Annotated in this window: 14 protein-coding genes; 5 read left to right on the forward strand and 9 right to left on the reverse strand. The window is 60.6% G+C overall.

Features of this window, described 5'->3' with window-relative positions; all coding sequences use genetic code 11:
* Positions 1-74: 74 nt before the first annotated feature.
* The 5 genes from BK660_RS20925 to dadA all read right to left on the reverse strand — a co-directional run bounded on the left by BK660_RS20925 (position 75) and on the right by dadA (position 4,151).
* Positions 75-491, reverse strand: coding sequence for a c-type cytochrome (locus BK660_RS20925; protein WP_123434903.1), 417 nt, complete (start codon positions 489-491; stop codon positions 75-77).
* 183 nt (positions 492-674) lie between these two features.
* Positions 675-1,223: a cupin domain-containing protein gene (locus tag BK660_RS20930; protein ID WP_007947433.1), complete on the reverse strand. Its 549-nt coding sequence runs from the start codon at positions 1,221-1,223 to the stop codon at positions 675-677.
* Positions 1,224-1,351: 128 nt separating this feature from the next.
* Complete coding sequence (gene alr, locus BK660_RS20935; RefSeq protein ID WP_123434904.1) at positions 1,352-2,425, reverse strand: alanine racemase; 1,074 nt, start codon at positions 2,423-2,425, stop codon at positions 1,352-1,354.
* Between the two features lie 96 nt (positions 2,426-2,521).
* Positions 2,522-2,875 carry a RidA family protein gene (locus BK660_RS20940; RefSeq protein ID WP_123434905.1) on the reverse strand — a complete coding sequence of 118 codons (354 nt, stop codon included), beginning with the start codon at positions 2,873-2,875 and terminating at the stop codon, positions 2,522-2,524.
* Positions 2,847-4,151 carry a D-amino acid dehydrogenase gene (gene dadA / locus BK660_RS20945; RefSeq protein WP_123434921.1) on the reverse strand — a complete coding sequence of 435 codons (1,305 nt, stop codon included), beginning with the start codon at positions 4,149-4,151 and terminating at the stop codon, positions 2,847-2,849. Before dadA ends, BK660_RS20940 begins: the two co-directional genes overlap by 29 nt.
* A 157-nt stretch (positions 4,152-4,308) precedes the next feature.
* Between dadA and BK660_RS20950 the strand changes: the two genes are divergently transcribed.
* Positions 4,309-4,797: an Lrp/AsnC ligand binding domain-containing protein gene (locus BK660_RS20950; protein ID WP_003177284.1), complete on the forward strand. Its 489-nt coding sequence runs from the start codon at positions 4,309-4,311 to the stop codon at positions 4,795-4,797.
* A gap of 62 nt (positions 4,798-4,859) precedes the next feature.
* Here BK660_RS20950 and BK660_RS20955 read toward each other — a convergent pair whose 3' ends face one another.
* Entirely contained in the window at positions 4,860-5,213 is a 354-nt protein-coding gene (locus BK660_RS20955) for a YkgJ family cysteine cluster protein (protein ID WP_007947437.1), read from the reverse strand.
* Between the two features lie 148 nt (positions 5,214-5,361).
* Between BK660_RS20955 and BK660_RS20960 the strand changes: the two genes are divergently transcribed.
* On the forward strand, positions 5,362-6,675 hold the full coding sequence (locus BK660_RS20960; protein WP_123434906.1) for an NAD(P)/FAD-dependent oxidoreductase: 1,314 nt from the start codon (positions 5,362-5,364) through the stop codon (positions 6,673-6,675).
* A 132-nt stretch (positions 6,676-6,807) separates the two neighbouring features.
* Here the strand turns inward: BK660_RS20960 and BK660_RS20965 are convergent, their stop codons facing one another.
* Positions 6,808-7,053 carry a DUF1127 domain-containing protein gene (locus BK660_RS20965; RefSeq protein WP_123434907.1) on the reverse strand — a complete coding sequence of 82 codons (246 nt, stop codon included), beginning with the start codon at positions 7,051-7,053 and terminating at the stop codon, positions 6,808-6,810.
* A 179-nt stretch (positions 7,054-7,232) separates the two neighbouring features.
* Between BK660_RS20965 and BK660_RS20970 the strand changes: the two genes are divergently transcribed.
* Entirely contained in the window at positions 7,233-8,666 is a 1,434-nt protein-coding gene (locus BK660_RS20970) for an aminotransferase-like domain-containing protein (RefSeq protein ID WP_123434908.1), read from the forward strand.
* A gap of 60 nt (positions 8,667-8,726) precedes the next feature.
* Complete coding sequence (locus BK660_RS20975; protein WP_123434909.1) at positions 8,727-10,301, forward strand: phospholipase D family protein; 1,575 nt, start codon at positions 8,727-8,729, stop codon at positions 10,299-10,301.
* 198 nt (positions 10,302-10,499) lie between these two features.
* Here the strand turns inward: BK660_RS20975 and BK660_RS20980 are convergent, their stop codons facing one another.
* Both BK660_RS20980 and BK660_RS20990 read right to left on the reverse strand, forming a co-directional pair.
* Entirely contained in the window at positions 10,500-11,642 is a 1,143-nt protein-coding gene (locus tag BK660_RS20980) for an MFS transporter (RefSeq protein ID WP_123434910.1), read from the reverse strand.
* 165 nt (positions 11,643-11,807) lie between these two features.
* On the reverse strand, positions 11,808-13,301 hold the full coding sequence (locus BK660_RS20990) for an aldehyde dehydrogenase (RefSeq protein WP_123434911.1): 1,494 nt from the start codon (positions 13,299-13,301) through the stop codon (positions 11,808-11,810).
* A gap of 226 nt (positions 13,302-13,527) precedes the next feature.
* Between BK660_RS20990 and BK660_RS20995 the strand changes: the two genes are divergently transcribed.
* Complete coding sequence (locus BK660_RS20995; RefSeq protein WP_027926358.1) at positions 13,528-13,890, forward strand: cupin domain-containing protein; 363 nt, start codon at positions 13,528-13,530, stop codon at positions 13,888-13,890.
* Positions 13,891-13,991: the final 101 nt, after the last annotated feature.

A 13,991-nucleotide genomic window follows, 5' to 3' on the forward strand; every position in this document is an offset into this window, starting at 1 on the left:
ATGAATAGCCTCCCGCACAAATCGCAGGCACAAAAAAACCGCTCGAAAGCGGTTTTTTCGCTGAAGGTGCGGGCTTATTTCAGGCCGGACATCTTCTGGATCGCGCCTTTGAGCTCGGCGTCCGCACAATCGGCGCAGGTGCCTTTTGGCGGCATAGAGTTGATACCAGAGATCGCCTTCGCGAGCAGCCCGTCCACACCACCTTCTTTCTTGGCACGCTCGCCCCAAGCGGCTGCATCACCGATTTTCGGCGCGCCCAACAGGCCAGTGCCATGACAAGCGTTGCAATGTTTGGCAATCACTTCGTCCGGGGTCTTGGCACCGCCGCCACCGCCAGCAGAGGCAGCAACTTCCATCCCCTTGCACTCTTTGCCCTGTACACAGACCTGACCGACCGGTTCAAGGCGTTTGGCAATATCGTCGTTCGTCGCAGCTTGAGCGCTGACAGCCCATAGGGCCAATACGGTTGCTGGTACAGCCAGCATTTTCATAATTAGATTCACGCGTTCACCCTCAATGGTGGCTAGTCACGCCTACGGCCACGGTTCGCAGGCGGGCGCAAGTATAGCGGTAAGCCCGCCACACTGAAACAACCCCAAAGTCGAAGGGGTCTTACACGGTGACGGAAAAACAGCCTGGGTGCCTCGACCTGATAGGCAGGGCGCCTTCTTTACTTAGAAATTCGCCGGTGTCGCTGCGCTGATTAGTCGCGCCGGCGCATCGAACGGATTTCGGAAACGGTGCGGCTTGGTACTTTCAAAGTAGTAGCTATCGCCGGCTTCGAGCACAAAAGTTTCCAGCCCGACCACCAGCTCCAGTCGACCTTCCACCAAAATGCCGGTTTCCTCGCCCTCATGGGTGAGCATCTCGTCACCGGTGTCGGCGCCTGGCGGGTAGATTTCATTGAGAAAGGCGATAGCCCGGCTCGGGTGTGCCCGACCGACCAGTTTCATGGTCACGGCGCCATCGGAAATATCGATCAGCTCGTTGGCTTTGTAGACGATCTGCGTCGGCTTTTCCTGCAGGATTTCTTCAGAAAAGAACTCGACCATGGACATGGGAATCCCGCCCAGTACTTTGCGCAGCGAACTGATCGAGGGGCTGACGCTGTTCTTCTCGATCATCGAAATCGTGCTGTTGGTGACACCCGCGCGCTTGGCGAGCTCACGCTGCGAAAGGCCTTTGAGCTTACGGATGGATTGCAGTCGTTCACCGACGTCCAATGCTTGCGCCTCCAAGGATTCAGGTTGTTGGAATATTGAGCGTTATCATGGCGACAGCGTTCAGTATTTACAACACTTGGACCTGAATCCCGTGGGGCGAGGCGACTTTCGGTGTGGCCCGCTGACTGTCAGCCCTCGGAATAGAGCAGTGGCACCCGGCGCAGGTTGCAGAAGATCTGATAAGGAATTGTGTCCGCCGCCGCCGCAACATCGCTGGCAAGGATGTTTTTACCCCACAACTCGACGGTCGAACCTAGGCCGGCTTGCGGTACATCGGTCAGGTCGATGCAGAGCATGTCCATCGACACCCGGCCGATCAACTGGCTGCGCTGCCCGGCGACCAAGACCGGCGTGCCGGTTGGTGCATGACGCGGGTAACCGTCGGCATAGCCCATGGCGACCACGCCAACGCGCATCGGCTTGGGCGTAATGAATTTGGCGCCGTAACCAATCGGCTCGCCGGCCGGCAGTTCACGCACGCAAATCACTTTGGATTCGAGGGTCATCACCGGTTGCAGGCGTGCGGCCACGGTGTTGGCTTCTTCGAACGGTGTCGCGCCGTACATCATGATGCCGGGGCGAACCCAGTCACTCGGGATCTGCGGCCAGCCCAACACGGCCGGCGAATTGCGCAAGCTGACTTCCGCCGACAAGCCTTTACGCGCGGCTTCAAATACGGCGACTTGCTCGACACTGGCCTGTTCGTGCAGCTCATCGGCCCGGGCGAAGTGGCTCATCAGCACCACTTTCGCGACCTTGCCGCTGGCCAGCAGCCGTTGATAGGCGTCCTGATAATCCTTTGGGTGCAGGCCGACGCGGTGCATGCCCGAATCAAGCTTGAGCCACACAGTAATCGGCTTGCTCAGGGCGGCTTTCTCGATGGCTTCGAGCTGCCACAGCGAATGCACCACGCACCAGAAATCATGCTCGACGATCAGCGCCAACTCATCGGCTTCGAAGAACCCTTCCAGCAGCAACACCGGCGCCCGAATACCCGCCGCGCGCAGTTCCAACGCCTCTTCGATGCAGGCCACGGCAAAACCGTCGGCCTCGGCTTCCAGCGCCTGGGCGCAACGCACCGCGCCATGGCCGTAGGCATCAGCCTTGATCACCGCGAGGGCTTTGGCCCCGGTGAGTTCACGGGCGATACGGAAGTTGTGACGCAGGGCTTGAAGGTCGATCAGGGCACGGGCTGGGCGCATGGCGGCAGACTTCTAGGCGGTCATGGGAATAAAAAAACCGGCGCTGGCTGGCGGCGTGAACCGCCAACAGCACCGGCAGAGGGATCTTTGAAACGGTTACGGCAACGCGGCTACGATGGAGATCTCAACCAGGATGCTCGGCTTGGCCATCTTCGCTTCGACGGTGGCTCGGGCCGGTGCGGCGCCTTTGGGCAGCCACTGGTCCCACACCGAGTTCATCCCGGCAAAGTGCGCCTCGATGTCGTTCAGGTAGATTGTCGCCGACAGCAGATGCTGCTTGTCAGTCCCGGCCAAATCCAGCAAACGCTCGATATTGCCGAGGACATCGCGGGTCTGCTGTTCAATCCCGGCGTCAAAGTCATCGCCGACCTGCCCCGCCAGATACACGGTGCCGTTGTGGCTGACGATCTGACTCATGCGCTCATTGGTGAGCTGGCGCTGGATTGCCATGTTTTGCGGACTCCTGGGTCTTGCTGCCATAACGGGAAATATCGAGGCCTTCGGCGCTGATCTGCGGCGTTTTCTTGGCCATCAGGTCGGCCAGCAAGCGACCGGAGCCACAGGCCATGGTCCAGCCGAGCGTGCCGTGACCGGTGTTCAGGAACAGGTTCTTGAACGGGGTCGCGCCAACGATCGGCGTGCCGTCCGGCGTAGTCGGACGCAGACCGGTCCAGAAACTCGCCTCGGCCAAATTGCCGCCCTGAGGATAAAGGTCGTTGACGATCATCTCCAGGGTTTCGCGCCGGCGCGGGTTCAGCGACAGGTCAAAACCGGCGATCTCCGCCATGCCGCCGACGCGGATGCGGTTGTCGAAACGGGTGATCGCGACCTTGTAGGTCTCGTCGAGAATGGTCGAGGTCGGGGCCATCGCCGGGTTGGTGATCGGCACGGTCAGCGAGTAACCCTTGAGCGGGTACACCGGCGCCTTGATCCCCAGCGGCTTGAGCAATTGCGGCGAGTAGCTGCCGAGCGCCAGCACGTAGCGGTCCGCGGTTTCCAGCTTGCCGTCGATCCACACACCGTTGATGCGATCACCGGCGTAGTCGAGTTTCTGAATGTCCTGGCCGAAGCGGAATTCCACACCCAGTTTCACAGCCATTTCGGCCAGGCGGGTGGTGAAGATCTGGCAGTCGCCCGTCTGGTCGTTCGGCAGGCGCAGGGCGCCGGCGAGGATGTCGGTGACGCTGGCCAGCGCTGGCTCAACGCGGGCAATGCCGGCGCGGTCGAGCAGTTCGAACGGTACGCCGGACTCTTTGAGCACGGCGATGTCTTTCGCAGCGCCGTCCAGCTGAGCCTGGGTGCGGAACAATTGGGTCGTGCCGAGGCTGCGGCCTTCGTAGGCGATGCCGGTTTCGGCGCGCAATTCGTCGAGGCAGTCACGGCTGTACTCGGACAGGCGGACCATGCGCTCCTTGTTCACCGCGTAACGGCTGGCGGTGCAGTTGCGCAGCATCTGCGCCATCCACAGGTATTGGTCGATGTCGGCCGTGGCCTTGATCGCCAGCGGTGCGTGGCGCTGCAACAGCCACTTCATGGCTTTGAGCGGCACGCCCGGCGCGGCCCACGGCGAGGCATAGCCTGGCGAGACCTGGCCTGCGTTGGCGAAACTGGTCTCCATGGCAGCGGCCGGCTGACGGTCCACCACCACCACTTCAAACCCGGCACGAGCCAGATAGTAAGCACTGGCGGTACCGATGACGCCGCTACCCAAGACCATAACGCGCATTTTCATATCCCTCATCGCGGCTGACCGCTGACGTGTGTTGTATTCAAGCAGTGATGTGCGCAGTGTAAAAAAGATTTGCCAGTGTTTTTCACTATATAAGCAGCTATATTTGGCGACAATTCTCGGCAAAAACCCTTTTCACGGAGGCGCATCCCCTATGCGTACCAACACTCAGACCAAACGAGAGCTGGACAAGATCGACCGCAACATCCTGCGGATCCTGCAAGCGGACGGACGCATCTCGTTCACGGAGCTGGGGGAAAAGGTCGGGCTCTCCACCACGCCTTGCACTGAGCGGGTGCGGCGCCTGGAGCGGGAAGGGATCATCATGGGCTACAACGCCCGGCTCAATCCGCAGCATTTGAAGGGTAGTCTGCTGGTGTTCGTCGAGATCAGCCTGGACTACAAATCCGGGGATACCTTCGAAGAGTTCCGACGCGCGGTGCTGAAACTGCCCCATGTGCTGGAGTGCCACTTGGTGTCAGGGGATTTCGACTACCTGGTGAAGGCGCGGATTTCCGAGATGGCCTCGTACCGCAAGCTGCTGGGGGACATCCTGCTCAAGCTGCCGCATGTGCGCGAGTCAAAGAGCTATATCGTGATGGAAGAGGTGAAAGAGAGCTTGAGTTTGCCGATTCCGGATTGAGGGTTTGTGGTGCCTGATCTGGCCCCTTCGACTTGCTCGCGAATGCAGGCGACTCGGACCATCTAGACCAACACTTGCCGAGTAGACGCCATGTACTCATGAATCTGCTTCTCCACCCGCGGATGAATCAACTCCACCGGCCCCCGCCCATTCGGGCATGGCAAGGTCTTGGTGGTGCCGAACAATCGGCAAATCAACGGGCGCTCGTCATACACCGTGCAACCGTTCGGCCCCAGGTGCACGCAATTGAGTTCATCCATCGCCGCGTCCTGCTCGGCGCGGGTCTTGCGCGGCAGGCGAGACATTTCTTCCGGCGAGGTGGTCACAGGCCCACAGCAGTCATGGCAGCCGGGCACGCACTCGAACGAGGGGATCTGCTGTCGAAGCGTACGGATTTTCTGACTGTTGCAGCTCATTTGAAGCAGTGACCAAAAGCGGAATAGAGCGCGATTCTGCAGCAAAGGCGCCGATCCATACAGCAGCAGCCGACCAATGTTGCCCGCGCCAGAAGGTCCGGCTTATGCTCCGTCAACTTTTCAAGACGCCAGAATCGGGAACACGCCCATGAACGCCGGTGCTCAGCCATCCGCTCAAAGTCACCAGCACATTGCCTCTTATTACGCCGCCAGCAGCCTTCCGCAGCCCGATTATCCGGCGCTCAGGGGTGATCTGGTGGCGGATGTGTGCGTGGTTGGTGGCGGGTTTTCCGGGCTGAACACTGCGCTGGAACTGGCTGAACATGGCTTGAATGTCATCCTGCTCGAAGCCCACAAGATCGGCTGGGGCGCCAGCGGGCGCAACGGCGGACAGTTGATTCGCGGCGTCGGTCATGGCCTTGATCAATTCGCCAACGTGATCGGCACCGACGGCGTGCGCCAGATGAAACTCATGGGCCTGGAGGCGGTGGAAATCGTCCGCCAGCGCGTCGCGCGTTTTCAGATTCCTTGCGACCTGACCTGGGGTTACTGCGACCTGGCCAACAAACCCCGCGATCTCGAAGGTTTCGCCGAAGATGCCGAAGAACTGCGCAGCCTCGGTTACCGTTATGAAACGCGACTGCTGCAGGCCAATGAAATGCACTCGGTGGTGGGTTCCGAGCGTTACGTCGGCGGCCTGATCGACATGGGCTCCGGGCATCTGCATCCGCTGAACCTGGCGCTGGGCGAAGCAGCGGCGGCCGAGGAAATGGGGGCGGTACTGTTTGAACACTCGACGGTCACCCGCATCGATTACGGCCCCGAGATCAAGGTCCACACCGCCCAAGGCTCGGTCCGCGCGAAGACGCTGGTGCTGGGCTGCAACGCCTACCTTAACCAGCTCAACCCCGAACTCAGCGGGAAAGTGCTGCCGGCCGGCAGCTACATCATCGCCACCGAACCGTTGAGCGAAGAACTGGCCCATTCACTGCTGCCGCAGAACATGGCGGTCTGCGATCAGCGCGTAGCTCTGGATTACTACCGGCTCTCGGCGGACCGGCGCTTGTTGTTTGGGGGCGCCTGCCACTATTCAGGTCGCGATCCGAAAGACATCGCCGCGTACATGCGACCGAAGATGCTGGAAGTGTTCCCGCAACTGGGCTCGGTGAAGATCGACTATCAATGGGGCGGGATGATCGGCATCGGCGCCAACCGCCTGCCGCAGATTGGCCAGCTTAAAGACCAGCCGAATGTGTATTACGCCCAAGCCTATTCCGGTCATGGGGTGAATGCCACGCATCTGGCGGGCAGGTTGTTGGCTGAGGCGATCAGCGGGCAGCACAGTGGTGGGTTTGATCTGTTTGCGAAGGTGCCGCATATCACCTTTCCGGGCGGGAAGCATTTGCGCTCGCCGTTGTTGGCGTTGGGGATGTTGTGGCATCGGCTTAAGGAGTTGGTCTGAGGGGTTGATGTCGCTCTTTCGGGCGCCTTCGCGAGCAAGCCCGCTCCCACATTTGACCGAGTCGCCCATGAGAATGCAATTAAATGTGGGAGCGGGCTTGCTCGCGAATCGGTTTAAAGAACACCACAAAAATCAGATCCTCCAGAAAGGCTTGAGCCCCTCCTCCCGCGCCTGTTCCCGCGTCAGCCCCACATCCCTGAGCTGCTCCGGCGTCAGCGCCAGCAACGCCTTGCGCGTGTGCAGACGATGCCAGAACAGACCCCAGCGACCCAGGCCGGACGGTGCGTTGCGCATCAGCGCCTCACGCGTACCGTTTTCCTGCCCTCTCACCAGTTCCTGACTGTGTAACGTCAGCCGCACATCGCTCAAGCCGTTCATTTTGATTGCTCCTGTTTACTTGGGTAGCCAGAGCTTTCATGATGCGTGGACGACGAAAAGCATTACAGATTCAACGAGCAAGTATTAATTCCATACAGATTTTGCGTTTCTGTGTCTGAATCCTGATTTTTACCTCGATCTGTATTGGTTTACCGAATCACCCACAGCGAGACTGCACCATGACCCTTTACGTCAACCTCGCCGAATTGCTCGGCACGCGTATCGAACAGGGCTTCTATCGCCCCGGTGACCGGCTGCCCTCGGTGCGGGCGTTGAGCGTTGAACACGGGGTCAGCCTGAGCACCGTGCAGCAGGCCTATCGCGTGCTGGAAGACAGTGGCCTGGCGACGCCAAAACCCAAATCGGGCTATTTCGTGCCGGTGGGTCGCGAACTGCCGGAGCTGCCGGCCATTGGGCGTCCGGCCCAGCGGCCGGTGGATATTTCGCAGTGGGATCAGGTGCTGGAACTGATTCGCGCGGTGCCGCGCAAGGATGTCGTGCAACTGGGTCGCGGCATGCCGGACATCACCACACCGACCATGAAACCGCTACTGCGAAACCTCGCGCGTATCAGCCGTCGACAAGATATGCCCGGTCTGTATTACGACAACATCCACGGCACCCTCGAACTGCGCGAGCAGATTGCGCGCCTGATGCTCGATTCCGGGTGCCAGTTGAGCGCCAGCGATCTGGTGGTCACGACCGGGTGCCACGAAGCGCTGTCCACCAGCATCCGTGCGATCTGCGAGCCGGGGGACATTGTGGCCGTGGACTCGCCGAGCTTTCACGGCGCCATGCAAACTCTCAAGGGGCTGGGCATGAAAGCCCTGGAAATTCCCACCGACCCGATCACCGGCATTAGCCTCGATGCGCTCGAACTGGCCCTGGAACAGTGGCCGATCAAAGTCATACAGTTGACCCCCAACTGCAACAACCCGCTGGGCTACATCATGCCCGAGTCACGCAAACGCGCGTTGTTGACGCTCGCACAGCGTTTTGACGTGGCGATCATCGAGGACGATGTGTATGGCGAACTGGCCTACACCTATCCACGCCCGCGGACGATCAAGTCCTTCGACGAGGACGGTCGCGTGCTGCTGTGCAGTTCGTTTTCCAAGACCCTGGCCCCCGGATTGCGCATTGGCTGGGTCGCGCCCGGCCGGTATCTGGAACGGGTGCTGCACATGAAATACATCAGCACCGGCTCCACCGCGCCACAACCGCAGATTGCGATTGCCGAGTTTCTCAAGGCCGGGCACTTCGAGCCTCATTTGCGGCGGATGCGCACGCAATACCAACGCAATCGCGACGTGATGATCGACTGGGTCACCCGCTACTTTCCGGCCGGCACCCGCGCCAGTCGCCCGCAAGGCAGCTTCATGCTGTGGGTGGAGCTGCCGGAAAGCTTCGACACCCTGAAACTGAATCGTGCGCTGCACGATCAAGGCGTACAGATTGCCGTGGGCAGCATCTTTTCTGCCTCGGGCAAGTACCGCAACTGCCTGCGCATGAACTACGCTGCCAAGCCAACACCGCAGATCGAAGAAGCGGTGCGCAAGGTCGGAGCCCTGGCTATCAAACTGTTAGCCGAAACTGACCGCATCACTGACTGACTTTTCTCGGGAAACCAGCGTCCATATGCCGACACCTGCCGCCAATCGGAACGATCCCACGTGAGAGTCAGACAAAACCTGCTCGCTGCTCTGCTCTTCGCCTCGTTCCTCAGCGGCTGCGCCAGCGTTGACGTTCAGCGTCAGGCCAGTCAGGCGCTGCCCGCCAGTGACTCGGCGTTCGGCCGCTCGGTCCAGGCGCAGGCTGCGCCGCATCAGGGCCAGTCGGGCTTTCGCCTGCTGTCCGACAGCACCGAGGCCTTCACCGCCCGCGCCGAGCTGATCCGCAACGCACAAAGCAGCCTCGATTTGCAGTACTACATCGTGCATGACGGCATCAGCACGCGGATGCTCGTGGAAGAACTGCTCAAAGCGGCTGATCGCGGCGTACGCGTCAGGGTGCTGCTCGACGACACCACCAGTGACGGCCTGGACCAGATCATCGCCACCCTCGCAGCACACCCGAACATTCAGATCCGCGTGTTCAACCCGTTGCACCTGGGTCGCAGCACCGGCGTGACGCGAGCCATGGGGCGACTGTTCAACCTGTCGCAGCAACACCGGCGCATGCACAACAAGTTGTGGCTGGCCGACAACAGCATGGCGATCGTGGGTGGACGCAATCTGGGTGACGAGTATTTCGATGCCGAGCCCAACCTGAACTTCACCGACATCGACATGCTTGGCGTCGGCCCGGTGGCCGAACAACTGGGGCACAGTTTTGATCAGTACTGGAACAGCGCGCTGAGCAAACCGATTGAACAATTCCTCTCCAGCAAACCGACCGCCAAGGACCTGGAAAACACCCGGACCCGCCTGGAAGAATCGCTGGACGACACGCGCAAACAGAACCACGCGCTGTATCAACAACTGATGACGTTCAAGACGCACCCGCGCCTGGACATCTGGCGCCGGGAGCTGATCTGGGCCTGGAGCCAAGCGTTGTGGGATGCCCCGAGCAAGGTGCTGGCCGACGGCGAGCCGGACCCACACTTGTTGCTGACGACGCAACTGGCGCCCGAGCTGAGGGGCGTCAGCAAAGAGCTGATCATGATCTCGGCCTACTTCGTGCCCGGCCAACCGGGCCTCGTGTACCTGACGGGTCGCGCCGATGCCGGGGTCTCCGTGAGTTTGCTGACCAATTCGCTGGAGGCCACCGACGTACCGGCCGTGCACGGCGGCTATGCGCCCTATCGCAAAGCGCTGCTGGAGCACGGCGTGAAGTTGTTCGAACTACGGCGTCAACCGGGTGAAGGGGGCGGCAGCGGCAGTGGACCGCACTTCTTCGGCCGCCCCGCTTACCAAGGCTCCGACTCCAGCCTGCACAGCAAGGCGATGATCTTCGATCAGCAGAAATCCTTCGTCGGCTCGTTCAATTTCGATCCGCGCTCGGTGCTGTGGAACACCGAAGTCGGGGTGCTGGTGGACAGCCCCGAACTGGCCGCGCATGTGCGCGATTTGGCCATGCAAGGCATGGCGCCACCGCTGAGCTATGAGGCGAAACTGGAGGATGGCAAGGTGGTTTGGGTCACTGAAGACGACGGCAAACTGCACACCCTGACCAAGGAACCGGGGAGCTGGTGGCGACGGTTCAATGCGTGGATGAGCACCACGGTTGGCCTGGAGCGGATGCTCTAACAAGCGATAAAAATCTCTGTAGGAACGAGCCTTTGTGGTGAGGGGGCTTGCCCCCGTTCGGCTGCGCAGCCGTCGCAAAATCAACCGGCATAGAGGCCCATGCAGAATGCAATGGCAGTGTTTGGCACTGCTGCGCAGCGCAACGGGGGCAAGCCCCCTCGCCACAAAAGCTCCCTCGCCACAGGTTGGTGTTCGCCTTTAGGCCGGCTGCACTGCGCCAAACGCACCTTGGCGCATCAGCAGAATCACCAGCCCAAACGCACCGGCCGCCATCAGCAACGGCAGCGCATGCCCACTGATCCACTGACTCCCCGCCCCCGCCGCCAACGGCCCGACCAGACATCCAATCCCCCACAGCTGCGCGATATGCGCATTGGCGCGCACCAGCGCATCGTCGCGATAACGCTCGCCGATCAGGATCAGTGACAAGGTAAACAAACCGCCAGCACTGGCACCAAACAGCACCCACAACGGCCAGATCAGCAACGTATCGATCAGCAACGGAATCGCCAGGCTCGACACCAGCAACACCACCGCGCACCCCGTGAACAGCGTGCGCCGTGACAGGCGATCCGCCAGTGCACCAATCGGCAATTGCAGCAACGCATCACCGACCACCACGGTACTGACCATCGCCAAGGCGATTTCCGTGGTGAAACCCTGACGCAGGCAATACACCGGCAACAAGGTCAGGATCATCGCTTCGAAGGCGGCGAACAGCGACACCGCCCAGGCAATCGCCGGAAGGCCACGGCAGAAGGTCAGCAAATCACCGAAGGTCACGCTGCTCGCCTCACTGCTCGGCGCACCGCTGCGACCCAACAACAGGAGCGGTGCCGTCGTTAGCAAGCCGACACCGACCCAAAAACCGTAATCGTGCTCCGTGCCGAGAACGCCCAGCAGCACCGGGCCGGCGAGCTGGCTCAGGGCATAACTGCAGCCATAAAGAGCCACCAGCCGCCCACGCCACTGTTCGACTACGAGCTGGTTGATCCAGCTTTCGCCAAGGATAAACACCAGCGTCAGGATCACCCCGATCATCAGGCGCAACAGCAGCCAGATCGGGTAGCTCGGCATCAACGCCAGCAAGCCGATGGATAACGCCCCGGCCCACAGGCACAGACGCATCAGATTCGCCGTGCCCAAGCGTGCGGCCAGGTGGCTGGAGATCTTCGCCCCCAGCAACACGCCAATGGCCGGCATCGCCGCCATTACGCCGATGGCAAATGAGCCGTAGCCCCAGCTTTCCAGGCGAAACGACACCAGCGGCATGCTGACGCCCAGGGCCAGGCCGACACTCAAGACAGACGCCAACACGGCGAAATAAGTCGCCCAACGCATGTTCCACGCTCCTGTGGATATTATTTTTCGGCACACCACAAAACAAATGTGGGAGCGGGCTTGCTCGCGAAGAGGCCATCACCTCCAACATCATCGTTGGCTGTTACGGCGCCTTCGCGAGCAAGCCCGCTCCCACAAGGGATCTACGTCGTCAAGAAAACCGACTTACAACTTGATCCAGGTCGCCTTCAGCTCGGTGTACTTGTCGAACGCGTGCAGCGACTTGTCGCGGCCGTTACCCGACTGCTTGAAGCCACCAAACGGCGCGGTCATGTCGCCGCCGTCGTATTGGTTGACCCAAACACTACCGGCACGCAGTGCACGGGCGGTCAGGTGAGCCTTGGAGATGTCCTTGGTCCACACCGCTGCGGCGAGGCCGTACGGCGTGTCGTTGGCAATCGCAACGGCTTCTTCGGCGGTGTCGAAAGCGATGACCGACAACACCGGGCCAAAGATCTCTTCCTGGGCGATTTTCATCGCGTTGCTCACGCCGTCGAAAATCGTTGGCTCAACGTAAGTACCACCGGTTTCCTGAAGCGTGCGCTTGCCACCGGCCACCAGTTTGGCGCCGTCGGCATGACCGGACTCAATGTAGGACAGCACGGTGTTCATCTGCTGGGTATCGACCAGCGCGCCGACGTTGGTCGCCGGGTCCAGCGGGTTGCCCGGCTTCCAGGTTTTCAGGGCCTCGATCACCAGTGGCAGGAATGTATCCTTGATCGAACGCTCGACCAGCAGGCGCGAACCGGCGGTGCACACTTCGCCCTGGTTGAAGGCGATAGCACCGGCAGCGGCTTCGGCGGCTTCTTGCAGGTTCGGTGCATCGGCGAACACGATGTTCGGGCTCTTGCCGCCGGCTTCGAGCCAGACGCGTTTCATGTTCGACTCGCCCGAGTAAATCAGCAGTTGCTTGGCGATCTTGGTCGAACCGGTGAACACCAGCGTGTCGACATCGTTGTGCAGGGCCAAGGCCTTGCCGACGGTGTGACCGTAACCCGGCAGCACGTTCAGCACGCCTTTCGGAATGCCGGCTTCAACGGCCAGTGCCGCGATGCGGATGGCAGTCAGCGGGGATTTTTCCGACGGCTTGAGGATCACCGAGTTACCGGTGGACAGTGCCGGACCGAGTTTCCAGCAGGCCATCATCAGCGGGAAGTTCCACGGCACGATGGCGCCCACGACACCGACCGGCTCGCGCGTGACCAGACCCAGTTGATCGTGCGGAGTGGCCGCGACTTCGTCGTAGATCTTGTCGATGGCTTCGCCGCTCCAGCTCAGGGCTTGCGCCGCGCCGGGAACGTCGATGTACAGGGAATCGCTGATCGGCTTGCCCATGTCCAGGGTTTCAAGCAGCGCCAGCTCTTCAGCATTCTGCTTCAACAGGCCGGCGAAGCGGATCATGGTGGCTTTGCGTTTGGCCGGCGCCAGGCGCGACCAGACGCCGGAATTGAAGGTGGCGCGAGCGTTTTCAACAGCGCGCTGGGCGTCGGCGGCATCACAGCTGGCAATCTTGCCCAGCAGACGGCCATCGACCGGACTGATGCACTCGAAGGTCTCGGCGGAGACAGCGTCGGTGTATTCGCCATTGATGTAGGCGCGGCCTTCGATCTTCAGATCGCGAGCCCGTTGTTCCCAGTCGGCACGAGTCAGGGTGGTCATTCGAGTGTCCTCCTCTTATTGAATACGAACGCTGCGCGGTCTTCGCGGGCGCTGTCAGGAATTCTGCCCGGCCAGCCTGCTTTTCGGCCCAAGGCAACCGTCACCCTAAACCAGCCACCCCTCATGTTTCAATATATTTGACATAAGGCCGTCAAACGGCCTTGCGATGTTCATTTTAATAAACATAGACTTTATTCTTTTCAGGCAATCACGGGAAATTACAACAATGAATATCCAGGATGTCGTCGACTTCAGCCAGGCCACGACAGCGCCCGAGCGCTATCGGCCAGACCCGGCGAAAGTCCTCAAGGGCGATCCCGAGCAAGCGGTGTACAACCACTACAACAGCCCTTGCGGGCAGTTGAATGCTGGCGTTTGGGAAGGCGAAGTCGGGCAATGGACGGTGAACTTCACCGAACACGAGTACTGCGAAATCGTTCAAGGGGTTTCGGTGCTGCGCGACAACGACGGCAACAGCAAAACCCTGCGCGCGGGTGACCGCTTCGTGATTCCTGCCGGGTTCCGGGGCACTTGGGAAGTGCTGGAGCCGTGCCGCAAAATTTATGTGGCGTTTGAGCAGAAGGCTTGAAGATTTAGGCTGCCTGGGCCGACGCTTTCGAGCAGGCTCGCTTGTATGTTTAGACTTGAAGGGGTGGGTGGGACTAAAGCTCAGCTTCTGACTCTGACCAG

This window comes from Pseudomonas brassicacearum (genome assembly GCF_003732265.1).
GTDB classification, from domain to species: domain Bacteria; phylum Pseudomonadota; class Gammaproteobacteria; order Pseudomonadales; family Pseudomonadaceae; genus Aquipseudomonas; species Aquipseudomonas brassicacearum_D.